The sequence below is a fragment of the Halomonas sp. DP5Y7-2 genome, from assembly GCF_019802025.1.
In the GTDB taxonomy this organism is placed as follows: Bacteria; Pseudomonadota; Gammaproteobacteria; order Pseudomonadales; family Halomonadaceae; genus Halomonas; species Halomonas litopenaei_A.
This window is the reverse complement of the sequence record NZ_JAHVHY010000009.1, coordinates 163366-183910: the sequence shown is the minus strand read 5'-3', so window position 1 is coordinate 183910 and position 20545 is coordinate 163366. Positions and strand designations below refer to the sequence as shown.

Here is a 20545-nt window from a genome sequence, read left to right as displayed (position 1 = left end):
TCGACTCGGCCGAATCAGGCATAGTAACGCACCTCGCCCGAGCCATCGGGCAGGTTGCTGACACAGCGCGAACACAGGTCGGGGTGCTCGGGCAGCGAGCCTACCTCAGGACGATGATGCCAGCAGCGCTCACACTTGGCGTGGTCACTGGCACTCACCGCCACCTTGAGACCTTCGACATCTGTATCCGCGGCATCGCTGGCCTCGGCCAGCGGCGCCAGGCGCACGTCGCTGGTGAGCATGACAAAGCGCAGCTCATCGCCCAGCCGCGACAGTAGTTCGCTGAGTTCATCGTTGACGTACAGCGTCACCTCGGCGGCCAGGCTGCCCTTGATGGTCTTGGCGTTACGGGCGTCTTCCAGACACTTGTTGACCGCTTGCTTGACGGTCAGCACCTGCTCCCAGAAGTCACGGCCCATGCTGGCGTCGCCACTGAGGGTGGACAGACCGGTGTAGTAGGTCTCCAGCAGTACGCTGCGGCCCTGCTCCAGACCTTGCTCACCAGGAATATTCTCGAAGATTTCCTCGGCGGTGAACGACAGGATCGGCGCGACCCAGCGCACCAGCGCCTGAACCACGTGATACAGCGCGGTCTGGGCGCTGCGACGGGCCTGGGAGTCCGCCTGGGTGGTGTACTGGCGATCCTTGATCACATCCAGGTAGAAGCCACCCAGCTCCCGCGCACAGAAACCATGCACCTGCTGATAGACGTCGAGGAAGCGATACTCGGCATAGGCCGTCTCGATGCGCTCCTGCAGCTGGGCCGCGCGGTCCACCACCCACTGGTCCAATGCCAGCATGTCATCGAAGGCCAGCGCATCACGCTCGGGGTTGAAGCCGTTGAGGTTGGCCAGCAGGAAGCGTGCGGTATTGCGAATGCGCCGGTAGACGTCGGCGGTGCGCTTCAAGATCTCGTCCGATACCGCCATCTCGCCTGAGTAGTCGGTAGACGCCACCCATAGGCGGAGGATGTCGGCCCCCAGCTTGTCCATCACCTCCTGCGGAGCCACCACATTGCCCATGGACTTGGACATCTTGCGGCCTTGCGCGTCAACGGTGAAGCCGTGGGTCAGGAGACCGCGATAAGGCGGATGACCATCGATGGCGCAGCCGGTCAACAGCGATGAGTGGAACCAGCCACGATGCTGGTCGGAGCCCTCGAGGTAGAGGTCCGCTCGCGGCCCGCTCTGGTGCCCATGGGGGTGCGAGCCACGCAGTACATGGCGATGGGTAGTGCCAGAGTCGAACCACACATCCAGCGTGTCGGTGACCTTGTCATACTGACCGGCCTCGTCGCCAAGCAGCTCTGCCGGATCAAGGCTGAACCAGGCGTCGATGCCGGCCTTATCAACCAGGTCTGCCACTTGCTCGGTCAACTCTACCGTGCGCGGGTGCAGCTCGCCGGTCTCCTTGTGCAGGAAGAACGGGATCGGAACCCCCCAGTTACGCTGGCGGGAGATACACCAGTCCGGGCGGTTGGCAATCATGCTATGCAGGCGAGCCTTGCCCCAGGCCGGCACGAACTGGGTCGCTTCGATGCCCTCAAGTGCACTCTCGCGCAGGGTGCGGCCATCGTGCCCCGGAATGTCCATACCGACGAACCACTGGGCGGTGGCACGGTAGATGACCGGCGTCTTGTGGCGCCAGCAGTGCATGTAACTGTGAGTGATGGTCTTGTGGGCCATCAACGCACCTGTCTCGGACAGGGCCTCGACGATCTTCGGATTGGCCTTCCAGATCAGCATGCCACCGAACAGGGGCAGATCATCGACATAGCAACCGTCGCCCTTGACCACGCTGATGAAGTCGCTGAAGTCCATGCCGTAGCGACGGCAGGAGTCGAAGTCATCGACCCCGTGCACCGGTGCCGAGTGAACGATGCCGGTGCTGCCTTCATCGCAGGTCACGTAGTCGGCCAGATACATCGGCGCGGTGCGCTCATACAGCGGGTGCTGGAACTCGATCAGCTCCAGGCGCTCACCGCGAGCGGTAGCGACCACGTCACCGCTGAGACCGAAGCGTTCCAGGCAGCTCTCGACCAGGTCCTCGGCCAACAGCAGCAGGCGCTCGCCCGTGTCGACCAGCGCATAGTTGAATTCGGGATGGACGTTGAGCGCCTGGTTGGCCGGAATGGTCCAGGGCGTCGTGGTCCAGATCACCACGGCGGCAGGCTTCGTCAGGCTGTCCAGGCCGAACGCGGCGGCGAGCTTGTCCGCATCGGCACAGGTGAAGGCCACATCGATGGCATCGGACTTCTTGTCGGCGTACTCGACCTCGGCTTCGGCCAGGGCAGAACCGCAATCGAAGCACCAGTTGACCGGCTTGAGTCCCTTGAACACGTAGCCGCCCTTGACCATATCGGCCAGCGCGCGAATCTCACCGCCCTCATTGGCGTAATCCATGGAGCGATACGGGTTGTCCCAGTCGCCCACCACGCCCAGACGCACGAAGTCCTGAAGCTGGCCCTGGACCTGCTCGGCGGCGTAGTCACGACACAGGGCCCGCGCCTTTTCGGGCTCCAGGTGCTTGCCGTGGGTTGTCTCGACCTTGTGTTCGATGGGCAGGCCGTGACAATCCCAGCCCGGCACGTAGGGTGCATCGAAGCCCGCCAGGTTCTTCGACTTGACGATAATGTCCTTGAGAATCTTGTTGACGGCATGACCGATGTGAATGCTGCCATTGGCGTAGGGAGGGCCGTCGTGCAGCACGAACACCTCCTGGCCCTGGCGTGCTTCACGCAAGCGCTGGTAAATGTCCAGCTTCTGCCACTGTTCAATCCGGGCCGGCTCGCGCTTGGGCAGCATGCCGCGCATCGGGAATTCGGTTTCTGGCAGATTCAGAGTGTGCTTGTAGTCGCTCATAGTCCTGGGGTCAGCCGTCATCATGATCGGCGGGGCCCTGCCCCGCCGGGGAATCCTGGGTTACGGCCTCGCGCGCACGGGGCGCCGACGCCAGAGGATACTCTTTAGAAAAGGGTCGTCTACCGCTGTCGTACCGGGCGAACACCTCGCGGGCCCGGTCGATATCGGCATAAATCTGTGTCTTCAGCGCGGCAAAGTCGGCAAAGGTCTCCTCCCCGCGCAGCTTGGCACAGGGCACTACTGTCAGCCGTCGACCATAGAGATCACGCTCAACGTCCAGCAGATGTGCCTCGAGCACAGGGCGTACCGACCCCACCGTGGGGCGCCAGCCAATGTTCACCACGGCCGGATAGCGCGTGCCGCTATCGCCTTCCACCTCCACCATGGCCGCATAGACACCTCGCAGCACCAGCGGTCCTGGCAGCAACGGAAGGTTAGCCGTCGGGACACCGATGGTGCGGCCACGCTGCTGGTCAGGCACCACCCGCCCGCGAAAGCAGTAAGCCCGCCCAAGCAGTTGAGCCGCTGCCTTGAAATTGCCGCAGGCCAGCAGGGTTCGCACCCGCGTGCTCGACACCCTGTCATCATCGACACGGAAGGTCAGGGTATGTTCTACCGTGAACCCCTGACATTTCCCTGCTTCGGTCAACAGGGCGAAATCCCCACGGCGGTCGCAGCCAAAGCGGAAATCGTCTCCCACCACCAGATGCTGAACATCCAGGCCCTCGACCAGCACCCGGTCGATGAACTGCGCTGCCGTCAGCTGGCGCAGCGATTCGTTGAACGGCAGACACAGCACCCGATCAACACCGCACTCGCCCAGCAACTTTACCTTGTCACGCAAGCGCGTCAGCCGCGGTGGCGCCTGGTCACCGGCAAAATACTCCCTGGGCTGGGGTTCGAACACCACCGCAGTGACCGCGAGGTCGCGCCTGGCCGCCTCAGCGTGACACTGGTCGAGAATGGCACGATGACCCAGGTGGACCCCATCGAAGTTGCCGATGGTGGCGACCGTGCCTCTGTGCCTCTCGCGCAGATTGTGCAAGCCTCGGATTACTTCCATGAGCCGGATCACACCGAACCTAAAGGGTGAGGAGTATAACGAAGTGCAGGGGGCCACGTCTTCCCGCTAACCCATTGCACGTCCATGGGCTAGCCCTTGAGCCGGAAGTGCCTGACGCGCACCCCGGTGATCCCAAGCCAGGCAAAATAGGTCGCCCCGCCAGCGGCCACCAGCCCAAGCATCCACAGCGCCCGCGCGACAAGCGACCAGGTCAGCCACTGGTGCCAGTCAGGCGCCAGCAGTATCAGCACGCCCGCCATGGCGACGCAGCCGCCCCCCAGCTGCACCCCAAAACGCCCCCAGCCAGGCTGAAAGTTCAGCACTCCTTGACGACGCAGCAGCCACGCCAGCATGCCGGCGTTCAGGAAAGCCGACAGCGCGGTCGCCAAGGCCAGGCCAGCGTGGGCCAGTGGCCAGATCAGGATCAGGTTGAAGACCATGTTGGCCACCATGGCGACGATCCCTACCTTGACCGGCGTCTTGGTGTCATGGCGGGCAAAGAAGCCTGGCGCCAGCACCTTGATCAGCATGAACGCCACCAGCCCAAGGGCATAGGCACGCAGGCTCATCGCCGCCATCACGATGTCATTGTCGGTCATGGCGCCATAATGGAAGAGCGTGATCAGCAGCGGCTCGGCCAGCAGCGCTAGCGCCAGCGCCGCCGGCAGCCCGAGCAGCAGGACAGCACGCAGCGCCCAGTCCAGCATCTGACTGAAATGCTCGGTGGACGCTTCCGCATGACGGCGTGACAGGGCAGGCAGGATGACCGTCCCGATGGCGACACCAAAGACGCCCAGCGGCAGCTCCACCAAGCGGTCCGAGTAGTACAGCCAGGATACACTGCCGGCCGCCAGCAACGACGCCAGGATGGTATCCAGCAGCAGGTTGATCTGGGATACCGATACGCCGAACAGCGCGGGCGCCATCAGCTTGAGGATGCGGCGCACGCCTTCATGGGCGAAGTTTGGCCAGGGCCGTGGCATAAGCCCCAGGCGGACCAGGAAAGGCACTTGAAACAGCAGTTGCGCCGCACCCGCAATCAGCACGCCCCAGGCCAGCGCCATGGACGGCTCGCTCATCAAGGGAGTCAGCAGCAGGGCAGCTCCGATCAGCGACAGGTTGAGCAGTACCGGGGTGAAGGCGGGCACGGCAAACCGATTCCAGGTGTTGAGCACACTCCCTGCGAATGCGGTGAGCGAAATCAACAGCAGATAGGGAAAGGTCAGCCTGAGCATATCAGCCGTCAGCGCCAGCTTTTCGGGATCGCGAGCAAAGCCGGGGGCAAACAGCCAGGTCAGCCAGGGTGCCGCCACGATCGCCAGCGCGGTGATCAGTGCCAGCACCGCAGCCAGGCTGCCACACACGGCGTTGAGCAGCTCACGCACCTCATCGCGGGTGCGGGTGGTCGAATACTCGGACAGCACAGGCACGAAGGCCTGATTGAAGGCGCCCTCGGCAAACAGCCGGCGCATGAAGTTGGGGATCTTGAACGCCACGAAGAAGGCGTCAGCACCTTGCCCAGCCCCCAGCAACGTGGCAATCACCACGTCACGCACCAACCCCAGCACTCTCGACACCATGGTCATGCTGCTGACCACCAGGCCAGAGCGCATCAAGCCACGTCGCGCGGGGGGACGCGCAGCGCCATCCTCCGCCGCGCCAGCAGGAGTTCCATTGCCTTGTTCCAGCGAGCGGCTCAGATCGCTCGCCTCGTGCTCAGGGCGATCATTGCTCGCCTGTGGCTGTCGACGCTCGTCACTCACGTCATCTCACCCTTTATCGCAGGACCCTTTGTGTCGGGACCATCGTTGCAGGACCATCGTCATGGAAGCCACCCTGGCGGTGGTGGCCAGAGCCAATCAGCAGACACAAAAAAACCGGCCGAAGCCGGTTTTTCGTCAGCATGACTCGGGCTCGCCGCGTCACACTGAGAGCGCAGTACCGGCTTACGCAGCCAGTGCCTTAATGCGCTTGTTCAGACGGCTCTTGATACGAGCGGCCTTCTTCTTGGACAGCGTGTCCTTGTCGGCAATGCGGTCGATGACCGGCTGGGCTGCCTTGAAGGCGTCCATTGCCTGGGCGTGATCGCCAGAGTTGATTGCCTTGATCACGCGCTTGACGTAAGTGCGGACCATGCTGCGCTGGCCTGCCTTCAGGACACGACGAGTTTCTGCCTGACGGGCGCGCTTACGGGCTTGCTTGCTGTTAGCCACTGACTGTCTCCTTGGAGAAAGTTGTCGTCACCGTCATACGATGACTTGATAACATTTTGATCCAACAGGGGAAAATAAAAAATCCCCGTCGGCCTGGCCATCTGGCCGACCGCCATAGCAACCTATGTTGCAAGGCAATCGTTACGGGCCGTGTCTGAGAGGATGGCGCATCCTATCATGTCAAGCCCCGGGGTGCCAGCTTTTCGGCACGTGTTGCCAGACGCCCCTGACAAGGCGGGTACAGGATGTGGCCTTGTCAAAACACCACCAGGTTGTCGCGGTGAATCAACTCGGGCGCCTCCATGTAGCCCAGTAGCTCGCAGATGCGTCCGCTGGGCTGCCCAAGGATCTTGCTCGCGTCATCCACGTGGTAATTGATCAACCCCTTGGCAACACGCTCTCCCTGCTCATCTACACAAAGCACCATGTCACCGCGGGCAAACCTGCCTTGAACGCCTTTTACGCCCACAGGCAGCAACGACGACCCCTTGTCGCGCAGGACGCGCACTGCCCCGCTGTCCAGCGTCAAGGTGCCACGCACCTGCAGCTGACCGGCGAGCCAGCGCTTGCGAGCGGCCATGGGAGCACGATCGGGAGTCAGCAGAGTACCGAGACGCTCGCCATCCGCGAGACGCTCCAGCACCCGCGGCTGGCGACCGCTGGCGATGACCGTGACCGCGCCCGAGCGGGCAGCCAGCCTGGCGGCGCGCACCTTGGTCGTCATGCCCCCGCGCCCAAGCGCACCGCCGCCGCCAGCCACCGCTGCAAGCCGCGGATCATCGGCACGGCCTTCCTGAATCAGGTTGGCATCCGGGTCATGGCGGGGGTCCGCATCGAACAGGCCTTCCTGGTCGGTCAGGATCACCAGCGCGTCCGCCTCCAGCAAGTTCGCCACCAACGCGCCCAAGGTGTCATTGTCACCGAAACGAATTTCGTCGGTCACCACCGTATCGTTCTCGTTGATCACGGGGACAACCTTGAGGTCGACCAACGTCCTGAGGGCGGATCGCGCATTCAGGTAGCGCTTGCGATTGGACAGGTCATCGTGGGTCAGCAGGATCTGCGCGGTGAGCAGCTCATGACGGCCAAAATGGCTTTCATAGGTTTCCGTCAGCACATTCTGCCCTACGGCCGCCGCCGCCTGGAGCTGATGAACTGACGACGGGCGAGATGCCCACCCCAGGCGCACCATGCCGGCGGCCACCGCCCCCGAAGACACCAGGACCACTTCGACCCCGCGGGACGCCAGGGCGGCAATCTGGTCCACCCAGCCACCAATGGCGTCGTCATCGAGACCACGGCCATCGTTGGTCAACAGCGCGCTGCCGATCTTGACCACCACCCTCCGCGCGCTGCTCAGGGCGTCTCGCCCCGGAACCTGCTCTACGCTGTGCATCCTTTCCTCGACCTGTTCACGCTACCGACCGCGCTTGCTGCTGACAGCCCGGCAGCCCTATTGAACGTATTCGACCTCGACGTCGTGATCATCGTCGTCCAGATCATCATCGTCGTCGTCATCAACGTGCTTGCGACGCCGCCCGAGACGAGCCTCGGTGCGCGCCACGGCTTCATCTTCCATCCGCTGGCGCATGTCCTGCTCGCGCTCCATGGCCTCTTCATCCTCGTTCTCGAGGGTGCGCTGTTCGGTCAACCAGCGATGAGCCGCCTGCACCAGCGCATCGGTGCCATCATTGGAGATGGCCGAGATACGGAAGACCGGCCCCTGCCAGTCAAGCCGACGCACGATCTCTGCCGCCACCGACTCACGCTCGTCTTCCGGCAGCAGATCCAGCTTGTTGAGCACCAGCCAGCGCGGACGCTCCGCCAGCGTCGGTGAAAACTGCCCAAGCTCATGCATGATGGCGGCCGCAGCATCCACCGGATCAGACTCATCAAAGGGTGCCACATCCACCACATGGAAGAGCAGCCGGGTACGGGTCAGGTGCTTGAGAAAGCGCAGTCCCAGGCCGGCGCCGTCGGAGGCACCCTCAATCAGCCCGGGCACGTCCGCCATGACAAAGTGCTCGTGCATCCCCAGCTTGACCACGCCAAGGTTGGGCACAAGGGTGGTAAACGGGTAGTTGGCCACCTTGGGCTTGGCCGCTGAGACGGAGCGAATCAGCGTCGACTTGCCGGCATTGGGCAGCCCCAACAGCCCGACATCGGCCATCACCTTCATTTCCAGGCGCAAGTTGCGGCGCTCACCCTCTGTACCAGGCGTGGTCCGACGCGGCGCGCGATTGGTAGACGACTTGAAGTGGATGTTACCAAGCCCGCGACGACCACCCTGGGCCACCTGCACGACCTGGCCGACCTCCGTCACGTCAGCGATCACCTCAAGGGTATCTTCATCAATGACGGTGGTTCCCACCGGGACCTTCACGTGGAGATCCTCGCCAGCCTTGCCACTCATCTGACGGCCCTGCCCGGGCTGCCCGTTCTGCGCCTTGTAGAAGCGCTGGTACTTGAAGTCGATCAGCGTATTGAGGGCGTCGTCACCAATCAGGTAAACACACCCACCATGACCGCCATCTCCACCATCCGGGCCGCCCTTGGGCACGTACTTCTCACGACGGAAGCTGAGACAACCGTTACCCCCGTTGCCCGCCTCCACGATGATCGAGGCTTCATCGACGAACTGCATCTGTCACTCTCCTGGCGGAAGCTTTCCACCATGATACAAGAAGGCCCCGCGCTTGGCGGGGCCTTCCGGGGCCTGACAGCAGACGAACTTCACGGCCGCTGCCTACCCATGGCGCTCGGGGCGGTCTCAGGCAGAGACAACGCTCACGAACTTACGGTTCTTCGGACCCTTGGTCTCGAACTTGACCACACCTTCGTCCAGTGCGAAGAGAGTGTGATCCTTGCCGATGCCAACACCGGTGCCGGCGTGGAACTTGGTGCCACGCTGACGCACGATGATGTTGCCCGGGGTCACTGCCTGGCCGCCGAACAGCTTGACGCCAAGGCGTTTGCTTTCACTGTCGCGACCGTTACGTGTGGAGCCGGCTGCCTTCTTATGAGCCATTGCAAAGTCCTCGCTCGTTGAGGGAATAGTCCGCTACGCATTCGCCGTGAGGCGAGGCGTTCTTAGGCAGAAATTCCGGTGATTTTAACTTCAGTGAACCACTGACGGTGGCCCTGACGCTTCATGTGGTGCTTACGACGACGGAACTTGATGATGGTGACCTTTTCGCCACGGCCGTGGGAAACGATCTCAGCGCTCACCTTGGCGCCGGCTACCAGCGGGGCACCGACGGTGACGTCGTCGTCATTACCAACCAGCAGGACTTCGTCGAATTCGACGGTATCGCCAGTCGGAATTTCCAGCTTCTCGAGCTTGAGAGTCTGGCCTTCCTGAACGCGGTACTGCTTGCCACCGCTTTTGATCACTGCGTACATGCTGTTTCTCCAGATACTCATCGGGGTTGGCTCTTGATCGACCTGCTTCGAGTGGCGCCCCTTTTGGCAGCCATCTGACAGGGAGCATGGATGAGTGGGCCGCGAATTATAACGATGCCCGCGCGACAACACAACCCGGCGACTGCCGTCAAGCCACATTGCCGGCAAAAACCTCTTCACGGGCCCTGCCAGGGTGCTTATCGTCTTGACGGCCCCATAGGGGGCCCATAGCATGACCGGCAACCTGGCCCCTGGCCTCCCATCTCTATAAGCCGAAGCCGCCTTCATGCCTGTCAACGCCACCACGCCTTCATCTGCAGCTCCTTCGCCGATTCATGCGGTGGTCGCCGACGACTTCGCCGCCGTCAACCAGACCATCCTGGACCAGCTTGCCTCCCGCATCCCGCTGGTCGAAACCATTGGGCAATACATCATCGAAAGCGGGGGCAAACGTCTGCGCCCGCTGCTGGTGCTGCTGGCGGCAAGGGCGCTGAACTACCAGGGCGAGCGTCACATTACCCTGGCCACGCTGATCGAGTTCATGCATACCTCGACGCTGCTCCATGATGACGTCGTCGATGAGTCACACATGCGCCGCGGCAAGGCCACCGCCAACGACGCCTGGGGTAATGCGCCATCGGTGCTGGTGGGTGACTTCCTCTACTCGCGTTCGTTCCAGATGATGGTCGACGTCGGCTCGATGCGGATCATGGAAGTGCTGTCCGCCGCCACCTGCACCATCGCCGAAGGCGAGGTCCAGCAGCTCACCAACGTGGGCAATCCGGACACCGACGAAGCGGCCTACTTCGACACCATTCTTGGCAAGACAGCCATGCTGTTCGAGGCTGCCTCCCATAGCGGCGCCATCCTCGCCGGCGCCGATGAGCAGCAGGAACAGGCGCTGGCGAACTACGGGCGCTATCTCGGCCTGGCATTCCAGCTTATTGACGACCTGCTCGACTACGAAGGCGACGCCAAGGCCATGGGCAAGAATGTCGGTGACGACCTGGCGGAAGGCAAGCCGACCCTGCCACTGATTCAGGCCATGGCCGCCGGCACGCCGGAACAGACCCGCATCATACGTCGCGCCATCCGCAAGGGCGGACTCGACCATCTCGATGAGGTGCTGTCCATCGTTACCGCTACCGGGGCCCTGGATTACACTCGCCAGAAAGCGGAAGAGATGGTCTCGAAGGCGCTGACAGAACTCGACCAGCTGCCGCCCTCTCCCTACCGTGACAGCATGGCCGAGCTGGCCCGCCTGGCGGTAGAGCGCAAGACCTGACAATCACCAGGCCTGATAGGCAACAGGCAAAGTGCCCCCAAGTGTCGGGCAAGCTGGAAAAAAGTACCGAATCGGGCTCGCAAGAGTTGCATCAATCACAAGGATCCGTATACTACGCATCCGTTGAGGGGCACACCTCACGCGTCGGAGTATAGCTCAGCTTGGTAGAGCGCTGCCTTCGGGAGGCAGAGGTCGTAGGTTCGAATCCTGCTACTCCGACCAAAGAATTTCACAGAAAAAGGCTCCTGCGAACATTTCGCAGGAGCCTTTTTCGTTTCTGATACCCCATGTCGAGCTGGCGCATAAGCGGCCTCAATAGACCGCGGATCTTTTCGACCCCACCTGCACGTCGCTCCTGCCAACGCTACCGTCCAAAAGACCCCGCGGCGTCGCTCAGGTCGTCCTGCTTTGCACCGGACGCGACTGCGCCTCACATCCTCTGTTCTATCTAAACTCAACTCCCTGAGCTCATCTTCCTATGCTGAACCCAACTCAGCTCAACAGTGATATAAGCATCAATGACAGCGCTGGTACGTAGGCAATCACCAGCAGCGTCAGGACCATGGCCGTCACGAAAGGCACGATCCCCTTGATGACCGTACCCAAGGGCGCGTTACCAATCCGAGCTGCGACGAACAGGTTGATCCCCAGCGGCGGGGTAATAAAGCCAATCGCCAGACTGACCACCATCACGATGCCAAAGTGCACGGCATCAATCCCCATGGAGGTGGCCACCGGATACAGAATCGGTGACAGCACCAGAATGGCGGGGGTGGTATCCATCACGCAGCCAACCACCAGCAAAAGCACCAGAATCACCAGCAACATCACCGCCGGACTCGACGAGAACTGCAGCATGAAGTCGGCGATGGCCACCGGGATCTGCTCGATCGTGAGAATACGGGCAAAGGTGGAGGCACAGCCAAGGATCACCATGACCGTGCCAGTGGTAGCACAAGAGCCCGCGATCACCTTGAAGATGTCTCTGGGCGAGAGCTCCCGGTGGATAAAGACACCGCAGACAAATGCATAGACGGCAGCGACAGCCGCCGCCTCGGTCGGCGTGAAGATCCCCGCATAGATGCCACCAAGAATGATCACGGGATTGAGCAGCGCCCACTTGGCTTCCCATACCAGGCACAGCGTCCTGCGCCCTTCAAAGGGCTCCTCAGTGCCTTTCCAACCCATTTTTCTGGAGTAGAAGTAGGCGTAAAGGATCAGCACCATACCGATCAACAATCCGGGCAATACGCCACCCAGAAACATGTTGGAGATGGAGGTGCCGGTAGAGACACCGTAGAGCACCATCGGAATGGATGGAGGAATGATGACGCCGATGCTCCCCGCCGCCGCCACCAGTGCCAGCACGAAGGACCTGGAATAGCCCGCCTCAAGCATGGTCGGTATGACCATGGAGCCGACGGCCGCAACGGTCGCCGGACCAGACCCCGATACCGCTGCAAAGAACATGCACACCACCACCGTGACGATGGCCAGCCCTCCCGTCACACGGCCGAAGAAGGCAGACGCCACCGCCAGAATACGCCGGGAAACCCCACCGGCCCCCATCAGGTCGCCCGCCAGGATAAACAGCGGAATCGCCATGATCGGAAAGCTGTCGGTGGCGGATACCAAAGTCTGCGCCACATATAGATCGGACAGCGTGCCAAAGGTGAGAATTGTCACCACACAGGAGAGGCCGATGGCGATGCCCACTGGCACATTGAGGATCAACAGCGCGACCAGGCTCAGAAACAACACGGCTGCAGTCATCTCACACCTCCGATTCGTGAGCAGCGTCGGGATGCTTGATCCGCCAGCAGATGCTCTGCACCTGTCGCGCCGTGGTCAGCGCAAAGCCCACACAGGGGGCTGCATAAACGATCCACATGGGCACGCCGATAGCCGGAGAGGTTTGGCCGAGCATCATCTGGCGCTCGATGACCGTCCAACTGGTCCAGACAACGTACAGAGCAAAGACCAGAAACAGCACATCCCCAAGAATCACGACCCAAGGGCGCGCCGGTCGCGGGAATAGCTTGAGCGCCGCATCGATCTTGATATGGCGCATTTCTCGCGCGCCGTAGCTGATACCCAGATAGATCAACCAGATAAAGAAGTAGCGGGCGAGCTCCTCCGACCAGGAAAGGGACTCCCCCATGACATAACGCATAAACACCTGAACCGCGAGCAGCAACGTCATCGCAGACATCAGTACCACGCAGATCGAAATCTCCGCGTACTGGTCGAACCATTTGAGCACTTTCATCCGCACCCTCCTGCGGCAATCGGGAGCAAACAGCGAAACTTTAGGCAAAAAGAAGGGGCGCCGATGAACCGGCGCCCCAGGAAGCTACTGGGACAAAAGCTGATCGAGGTACTCGGGATGCTCCATCTTGTCTTTTACCAGTGCGTAGATATCGGCCTCCACCGCGGCGTCACGCCACATCGCCTTCTGCTCTGGCGACAGCTCGGTCACGGTCACGCCCTGCTCACTGAACTTCGCCAGAATCTCGCCCTCCAGCTCCTCGGAGCGCTGACGCTGATAGGTGGTCATCTCATCGATGGCGGCCTCCAGCACGTCACGCTGGTCCTGGCTCAGAGCGTTATAGGCACTAAGGCTCATGAACACGAGATACGGGGTATAGACATGCTGTGTCAGCGACACATGATCTTGCACTTCCTGCAAGCGGTTACCGTCGATGATTCCCAGCGGGTTTTCCTGAGCGTCGACCGTGCCCTGCTGTAACGCGGTAAACAGTTCCGTGAACGCCATCGGTGTCGGGTTGGCACCATAGGCGCGCCATGCGGCCAGATGGACCTCATTCTCCATGGTACGTACCTTCATGCCTTCCACATCGGCGGGTACCGCCACCACCTTTCCACTGTCGGTGAAGTTACGAAACCCGTTTTCCCAGAACGCCAGCCCCTTCAGGCCCTTGCTCTCAAGAGAGGCCAACAGCTGATCCCCCACCTCTCCGTCGAGCTCGGCATAGGTCCCCTCCTTGGACAGGAACAGGAAGGGCGCATCAAAGAGATAAAGGTCGGGAAACAGAGTGGCCATGGGACTGGTCGATGATAAACCAATATCGATGTCACCAAAGATGGTGCTCTCCACCACCACCCGGTCATCCCCCAGCTGGTTATCAGGAAAGATCGTGACCTCTAGATCACCACCGCTTCGCTCTTCTACCAGGCGCTTCAACTCATAGCTGGCGTCCTTGGCCGACACTGAAGTGACCGTGGACATACGTAGCGTCTCGGCCTGGGAGATAGCCGGCGTCATGGCCAACAGCGAACCGAGCATCGCGACCGACCTCACCCACCGGGGCTTGCAAGCTTTAGACATCGCCACTTCCTTCTTTCGCGTTAGAGTACGAGCCCGTCAGGCCCGGGAGTGCCGCCAGGCGGCTTGTTACGACTCAGCGTGATGACACCCGCTACGACGCCAGACGGTTGACGGGCCATAGCACCGGCTCGCCTCGAGCAAACCGCACGGCCTCTTCAGCCACCTTGCGCTTTAGCTCAGCGGCCGCGTCTTCCGAGTACCAGGCCATATGGGGGGTAATCAGGCAGTGGGGACTCGACCACAACCGACTCGATGGCTGCAGGGGTTCATGCTCTGTGGTGTCGATACCCGCCCCCGCCACCTGGCCCGATGCCAGCGCATCGGCAAGGGCGTCTTCATCAATGATCCCGCCACGGGAGGTGTTGATGAGATAGACCCCTTCCTTCATTGAAGAAAGGGCGCTGGCATTGATCAGGTGATGAGTATCTGCCGTCAATGGGCAGAAAACGGCAATGACATCGGCTTCACCGTATAGCTCTGGAAGCTCGGCACGCTGGATCAGCTCCGTCCCATCTTCTGCACATGGACGGTAGTAGGCGTCATAGCCCAGTACGTGGCATCCAAGTGCCTGCATCTTGCGCGCATATAGTCGCCCGATCCGTCCAAGACCGATCACGCCAATGGTCAGCAAGGACAATCGTCTCAACGGTACAGCTTCGACATAATCCCAGCGCCCCTGGTGGCAAGCATGGTGCATTGGCACCAGCTTTCTCAGCAGGGCTAGCGTCATCGCCAAGGCATGATCGGACACCTCATGCATGCCATAGTCGGGCACATGACAGACTTGCACTCCCGCCTGCGTGGCAGCTGCTATATCGATATTGTTGACACCCACTCCATACCGGACGACTTGCTTCAGACGTGGCAATGCCTCGAACACCCGACGCGTAAAAGAGGCGTACTGGTTAATTACAATATCGACATCATTAAGCTGCTCAATGACCTCCATCTCGCTACGGCAGCGCAACATCTTTGCCGAGAGGCCAGCAGAGGAAAAGATACCGCTCTCGATCAGATGATCGGCATGATCAAGATCCGAGAAGGCGAGCTGCATGCCCCTTGTTTTAGCGTCCAAGGTAGCCACCATCGACCGGCAAGATGGCACCATTGACATAGTCGGAAGCGGTGGATGCCAGAAACAGGAGAGGCCCCTTCATGTCATCGCCAACGCCCCATCTTCCCGCGGGAATACGCTCTGTGATCCCGGTATTGCGAGCATGATCCGCCAGCAGGGCCGCGTTCATCTCGGTCGCCATGTAACCTGGTGCAATGGCGTTGACGTTGACGCCTCGCCCAGCCCACTCGTTGGCCAGTGCCTTGGTCAACTGCATGACACCGCCCTTGCTGGCCGCATAAGCAGGGACGGTATAGCCGCCGAAAAATGACAGCAGTGAGGCAATGTTGATGATCTTTCCACGCCGCTGATCAAGCATATGCCGCCCCGCAAGCTGACATAGCTCGAACACCGCCGTGAGGTTGACGTCGATCACCTCTTCAAAGACTTCCAAGGGAAACTCTTCAGCCGGATAACGGCTCTGAATGCCCGCGGCATTCACCAGGATATCGAGCCGCCCGTCCAATGCCTCCATGGCTGCTGCGAAGCCCTGGCGACGCTCATCGGTGCTCCTCAGGTCGGCCACGACACCGTGACAGGTGCTTGCCCCCCTCGCCAGATCTCGCGCCGATGACAGCACGCTGTCATGACTGCCGATAATCACCACCTCGGCGCCTGCATCGAGCAGGGCATCTGCCATGCTGTAGCCAAGCCCTCGCGAGCCCCCGGTTACCAAAGCTCTATGACCTGCAAGATCAAATAGCGTCATGATTGACAGTCCACCAGCAGTTTGACGGTATGGATGGCGGGATCAGCGATCATGTCGAAGATGCTCGCCGAACCTGATAGAGGAACGACCTGGGTGATCACCGGCGCCAGGGTGTCGGCCAACGACTCAGCCAGCTCCACGGCACTGGCGAATTCCGCCAGGGTGTAGACTCGAGAACCGACCAACGTCAGCTCCTTGAAGTTGACGTCGATCAGCGATACCGGTGCCGGCGTTTTATGGGTAGCGGTGAGACAGAGCGTTCCTCCGACCCGTGCCAGAGCGGTCATCTCCAGGGCAGAGCTGGCCACCCCGGAACATTCAAAGACCACGTCCACGCCATCTCCGCCGCTGACCTGCAGGACACGCTGCTGCAGACTCTCGTTGCTGGCATCGACCGCGTCGAAGCCCATGCGTCGACACAGCTCGAGGCGAGACGAGTCAATGTCCGAGACAAGGATGCGCGACGCGCCAGCGTGACGCAGCACCACAGCGGTCAGCAAACCAATGGGGCCAGCCCCCATCACCACCGCTGTCTGCCCCAGAGTGAAGCGTGCTTGGTGAAGGGTGCGCACGACCACCGCCAATGGCTCGACCAGCGCCGCAATCTGATCCGGGAGCGCCTCGGGCACCCTGAACAGCACCTCATCATCGAGCCACAGATGGTCAGTAAGCCCTCCATCACGATCGATGCCGATCAGCCTGAGATTGGCGCAGACATGTGGCGTGCCATGACGACAGGGGTGACAGTCACCACACGACAGCAAGGGGTAGGCGACGACACGATCGCCGGGAACAAAGCGCGAGTGTTCGGGACATTCTTCGACCCGGCCGACGAACTCATGCCCCAGTATCAACGGCGCCTTGGCCCGTGGGTGCTTGCCAGAATAGATCCCGATGTCGGTGCCACAGATACCACATAGCAGCATTCGCACCTTGACCTTGGTGTCGCAGGGAACAGGCAAGGCAACCTGTTGAACTTCCACCTTCTCTGGCCCGGTATAGACCAATGCCTCCATAACCCTCTCCTGTTCACTATTCCTGTCGCGCCTTTGCCCTGAGCCGATAGGGAGATGCTCAGAAGGCCAAGTCCACAAGACCAAGCCCGGCAGACCAGGCCCTACGGATCACGCTCGACAGGACAACGCTCGAGCAATGGCATCTGCTGTCCTTTTCACCTGACCGCCTAGTGCACGCATTCGTTGCTCGGGCATGAAGCTGATGACGCTGGTCACGCTCACCGCGGCGATGGACAGGCCGGCATGGTTCATCACTGCCGCCGACACGCAACGGATGCCGTACTCGTTCTCCTCCCAGTCGTAGCTCCAGCCCCGTTCATCGCTCTCGATCAGGTCTCGGTGGAGTTCGGCAAAGGTCTTTACCGGAGGAGCATCGTCTGCCGGAGAATGATGGCGCTGCAGTGAGGCGTGATAGGAGGGCCAGGAAGCAGGGTCGCGCGACGCCAGCATGGCCTTGCCCATTGCCGTGGCAAGAGCGGGCATGCGACCTCCGCTGCGCGAGCGCATTTCAAGGCTACGCTTGCCTGCCAGCTTGCACAGATAGAGCACGTCACTACCGTCAAGAACACCGAAGTGAACGGTGTCACGGGTATCATTGGCCAAGGCCTCCAGGAAGGGCCTGGCGATATCCACCAGTGGCTGCTGCTCCGCTGCCCGCTCTCCCAGCTCGATCAGCCTCGCTCCCAGGAAGTACCCCCTGTAAGGCACCTTGTGCAAATAGCCTTCCCTGACCAGACTGGCCAAGGTCCGGGCGATCGTGCTGCGTGGAAGCTGCATCGTCTGCGCCAGCGCCTTGGGGGTCGATATGCCACGCGCGACGTACTGGAGGACCTCAAGCCCTCGACTAAGCGTCTGGGTCCCAGACCGCACGACCGGCCTGTCTCGCTGGTAGGTCAACTCGTCCATGGCTCCTCCCTGAATTCACTCCATTCAAGGCAAGCTGCCATGCTCGGTCAAATAGTCACCACGGAGACCACATAGTGGGACAAATAGGGGGTTGAATGCGAAAAATGAGCGTAAAAGTCGCTAACGTCGAAAAAACCATCGACTCCGAAGACGACGAGCGTCACCGCTGCGTGCGAGATCACCTTGGCCTCGTGCAGGCGATCCACCCACATGGAGACAAAAGTCGACATCAGCAGGTTCGCTGACGCTCATTTAAGCCAAATTATTTAGCCCTGCTGGCCTGTCTGGCATGGTGCAGATCATGCCGCCAGCGCCTCCGGCTCCGCAGCCCCCGCCGATCAAGCCATCAAATACCAAGCCCCCCCAAGCAAGGCTTGGGGGGGCTAGAAGTGGCTACGACAGGGTGCCAGCCGCAGGGCCCTGCACCACGATATCGCGGTCCGCTATCTCAGGCCGGCATGTCGTTCGCCTTGGCATCGCGAGACCACACTCGGTGGCCACGAATCGCTTCACGAAAATCGGCAAAGCACTCGTCGACACGATCCGCCGAGAACACGCCCTCTTCCGGCACCTCGATACCGGCAGCCTGCAGCACCTTGGTACCGTCACCGAGAGCGGCGATAGGCTTGAGATGCTTGTAGGCCTCCTGCACGTAGTAGAGGCCCAGGCCAGAGCCTGCCAGCGTCTTGGCGCTATCTTCACCCGGTGCCACCACGACAGCGTCCAGGGTCACCGAGGGCAGCCCATTGAGCATGGCATCCGGGGTCAGGGTGCCTCCTTGCAGGGTCTTTACCGCAGCCATCGACGGCGCGATGACCAACCCTTGGGCGCCTTCAGCCTCCAGGCGCTGCTGCAAGGCTTCTACCTGCTCGCCATCGACACCATCGGCGGCCAGAATCGCCACCTTGCGATAGCGGATGTCGGGCTGTTCACGATGCAGCAGGCTAAGCGAGGGCGAACTATCCAACGATATCGTGCCAAGCTCTTCCTTGGCGGCGGGGGGATGATCCGGCGGTGTCACACCATGCACCTCGCCGACCCGACGAGCCAGCGTCATATCGATATTGGGCAAAATCTCCCGAATCACCCGCTCCCGGATCCACGGCCGCTCCACTTTGGAAAGCTCAAAGGCGTAGGCCGCAATAATGTGCTCTTGCTCAACCGGCGTCTGGCTATGCCAGAACAGGCGAGCCTGGGAGTAGTGATCGCCGAAGGACTCGCTGCGTCCCCTGATCTTGTGGGCGTCGATGCGCTCGTGATAGCTCTCGTACCCGCCGTGTTCATCTGCAGGGGGCGTTTCACGGGGCCAACCATCGTCGATCGAGTTGGGCTCGTAGGACACCTGCCCCTTGTTGATGGTCTGACGGTGCGGCGCATCGCGCTGGTGATTATGGAAGGGGCACACCGGCTGGTTGATCGGAATCTCGTAGAAGTTGGGGCCGCCCAGGCGCAGCATCTGGGTATCCAGGTAGGAGAACAGACGTCCCTGCAGCAGCGGGTCGTTGCTGAAGTCGATCCCCGGCACCACGTTGCCGGGATTGAACGCCACCTGTTCGGTCTCGGCAAAATAGTTGTCAGGATTACGATCCAGCACCATCTTGCCGATGGGAGTCACCGGCACCACTTCCTCGGGAATCAATTTGGTCGGATCAAGAATGTCGAAGTCGAAGGCATGCTCATCCTCTTCCTCGACGACCTGTATGCCCAGCTCCCACTCCAGCACATCGCCGTTCTCGATGTCGCCCCACATCTCGCGGCGATTGAAATCCGGGTCACGCCCCCAGAGCTTCTGCGCCTCGTCCCAAATCAACGAATGGGTACCGGCCAGCGGCTTCCAGTGGAACTTGACGAATCGGGCCTTGCCACTGCGGTCAATAAGCCGGAACGTATGAACGCCAAAGCCTTCCATATACCGATAGTGTCGAGGAAACGCCCGGTCTGACATGGTCCACAGCACCATGTGAGCGCTTTCAGGCATCAGCGAGACAAAGTCCCAGAAGGTGTCATGGGCGGACTGGCCCTGGGGAATCTCGTTGTGAGGCTCAGGCTTTACCGCATGCACCAGGTCGGGGAACTTCATCGCGTCCTGAATAAAGAACACCGGCATGTTGTTACCCACCAGATCCCAGTTGCCCTCGTCGGTGTAGAACTTGGTGGCGAAACCGCGCACGTCACGCACAGTGTCGTTGGAGCCCCGCGCCCCCTGCACGGTAGAAAAGCGCACGAACACCGGGGTCTTCTTGCCAGGGTCCTTGAATAGCCCTGCCTTGGAATAGCGGGCTGCCGCCTCATAGGGCTGAAAGTAGCCGTGTGCCGCGGCGCCGCGAGCGTGGACGATACGCTCGGGGATGCGCTCGTGATCAAAGTGGTTCATCTTCTCGCGAAAGATGAAGTCCTCCATCAGGGTCGGGCCACGCTCGCCGGCCTTCAGCGAATTGTGGTTGTCCGCGATCCTTGTGCCCTGGTTGGTCCGTAGATCGTGGCCAGTGGAATCACTACGGTAGCTCTCAAGGTTCTCTGACTTGCTGTTGGCAGTGGTACCACGCTCGGTGTCGTGAGCCTGATCGCGATTCGAGGTGGTATGAGGGTTCTTCGCCATGACAAACACTCCATTGTTTGCTCGGGAA

Annotated in this window: 17 protein-coding genes and 1 tRNA gene; 2 read left to right on the top strand and 16 right to left on the bottom strand. The window is 61.1% G+C overall.

The features are described from left to right. Positions 1-14: 14 nt before the first annotated feature. The 8 genes from ileS to rplU all read right to left on the bottom strand — a co-directional run bounded on the left by ileS (position 15) and on the right by rplU (position 9539). Positions 15-2861: an isoleucine--tRNA ligase gene (gene ileS / locus KUW18_RS17850; RefSeq protein ID WP_222562026.1), complete on the bottom strand. Its 2847-nt coding sequence runs from the start codon at positions 2859-2861 to the stop codon at positions 15-17. A gap of 10 nt (positions 2862-2871) precedes the next feature. After that, positions 2872-3924 (bottom strand): bifunctional riboflavin kinase/FAD synthetase, encoded by a 1053-nt coding sequence (gene ribF, locus KUW18_RS17845; protein WP_222562025.1) that lies wholly within the window; start codon positions 3922-3924, stop codon positions 2872-2874. A gap of 89 nt (positions 3925-4013) precedes the next feature. Beyond that, complete coding sequence (gene murJ / locus KUW18_RS17840) at positions 4014-5537, bottom strand: murein biosynthesis integral membrane protein MurJ (RefSeq protein WP_206944236.1); 1524 nt, start codon at positions 5535-5537, stop codon at positions 4014-4016. 333 nt (positions 5538-5870) lie between these two features. Further along, a complete protein-coding gene (rpsT, locus tag KUW18_RS17835) occupies positions 5871-6137 on the bottom strand; it encodes a 30S ribosomal protein S20 (RefSeq protein WP_206944002.1) in 267 nt (88 codons plus the stop codon). A 256-nt stretch (positions 6138-6393) separates the two neighbouring features. Next, entirely contained in the window at positions 6394-7533 is a 1140-nt protein-coding gene (gene proB, locus KUW18_RS17830; protein ID WP_222562024.1) for a glutamate 5-kinase, read from the bottom strand. 57 nt (positions 7534-7590) lie between these two features. Continuing rightward, positions 7591-8781, bottom strand: coding sequence for an Obg family GTPase CgtA (gene cgtA / locus KUW18_RS17825; RefSeq protein WP_206944004.1), 1191 nt, complete (start codon positions 8779-8781; stop codon positions 7591-7593). Between the two features lie 126 nt (positions 8782-8907). Next, complete coding sequence (rpmA, locus tag KUW18_RS17820; RefSeq protein WP_097790539.1) at positions 8908-9165, bottom strand: 50S ribosomal protein L27; 258 nt, start codon at positions 9163-9165, stop codon at positions 8908-8910. Between the two features lie 62 nt (positions 9166-9227). Beyond that, positions 9228-9539 carry a 50S ribosomal protein L21 gene (gene rplU / locus KUW18_RS17815; RefSeq protein ID WP_206944005.1) on the bottom strand — a complete coding sequence of 104 codons (312 nt, stop codon included), beginning with the start codon at positions 9537-9539 and terminating at the stop codon, positions 9228-9230. A 286-nt stretch (positions 9540-9825) separates the two neighbouring features. On the opposite strand from rplU, the gene ispB reads away from it, so the two are divergent. Both ispB and KUW18_RS17805 read left to right on the top strand, forming a co-directional pair. Further along, entirely contained in the window at positions 9826-10824 is a 999-nt protein-coding gene (gene ispB / locus KUW18_RS17810) for an octaprenyl diphosphate synthase (RefSeq protein WP_206944006.1), read from the top strand. Positions 10825-10969: 145 nt separating this feature from the next. Further along, a tRNA-Pro gene (locus tag KUW18_RS17805) sits at positions 10970-11046 on the top strand. A gap of 270 nt (positions 11047-11316) precedes the next feature. Here the strand turns inward: KUW18_RS17805 and KUW18_RS17800 are convergent. From KUW18_RS17800 to katE, 8 genes are all read right to left on the bottom strand, one after another. After that, positions 11317-12597, bottom strand: a complete 1281-nt coding sequence (locus KUW18_RS17800) for a TRAP transporter large permease (protein ID WP_222483756.1) — start codon at positions 12595-12597, stop codon at positions 11317-11319. 1 nt (position 12598) lies between these two features. After that, positions 12599-13093 carry a TRAP transporter small permease gene (locus KUW18_RS17795; RefSeq protein ID WP_222562023.1) on the bottom strand — a complete coding sequence of 165 codons (495 nt, stop codon included), beginning with the start codon at positions 13091-13093 and terminating at the stop codon, positions 12599-12601. A gap of 84 nt (positions 13094-13177) precedes the next feature. Continuing rightward, complete coding sequence (locus tag KUW18_RS17790; RefSeq protein WP_222562022.1) at positions 13178-14173, bottom strand: DctP family TRAP transporter solute-binding subunit; 996 nt, start codon at positions 14171-14173, stop codon at positions 13178-13180. A gap of 91 nt (positions 14174-14264) precedes the next feature. Further along, positions 14265-15227: a C-terminal binding protein gene (locus tag KUW18_RS17785; protein ID WP_222562021.1), complete on the bottom strand. Its 963-nt coding sequence runs from the start codon at positions 15225-15227 to the stop codon at positions 14265-14267. A gap of 10 nt (positions 15228-15237) precedes the next feature. Further along, positions 15238-15996, bottom strand: coding sequence for an SDR family NAD(P)-dependent oxidoreductase (locus KUW18_RS17780; protein WP_222562020.1), 759 nt, complete (start codon positions 15994-15996; stop codon positions 15238-15240). After that, complete coding sequence (locus KUW18_RS17775) at positions 15993-17012, bottom strand: zinc-dependent alcohol dehydrogenase (protein WP_222562019.1); 1020 nt, start codon at positions 17010-17012, stop codon at positions 15993-15995. Before KUW18_RS17775 ends, KUW18_RS17780 begins: the two co-directional genes overlap by 4 nt. A gap of 108 nt (positions 17013-17120) precedes the next feature. Then, positions 17121-17918 carry an IclR family transcriptional regulator gene (locus tag KUW18_RS17770; RefSeq protein ID WP_222562018.1) on the bottom strand — a complete coding sequence of 266 codons (798 nt, stop codon included), beginning with the start codon at positions 17916-17918 and terminating at the stop codon, positions 17121-17123. 448 nt (positions 17919-18366) lie between these two features. Beyond that, entirely contained in the window at positions 18367-20517 is a 2151-nt protein-coding gene (katE, locus tag KUW18_RS17765; protein ID WP_222562017.1) for a catalase HPII, read from the bottom strand. Between the last annotated feature and the right edge of the window lie 28 nt (positions 20518-20545).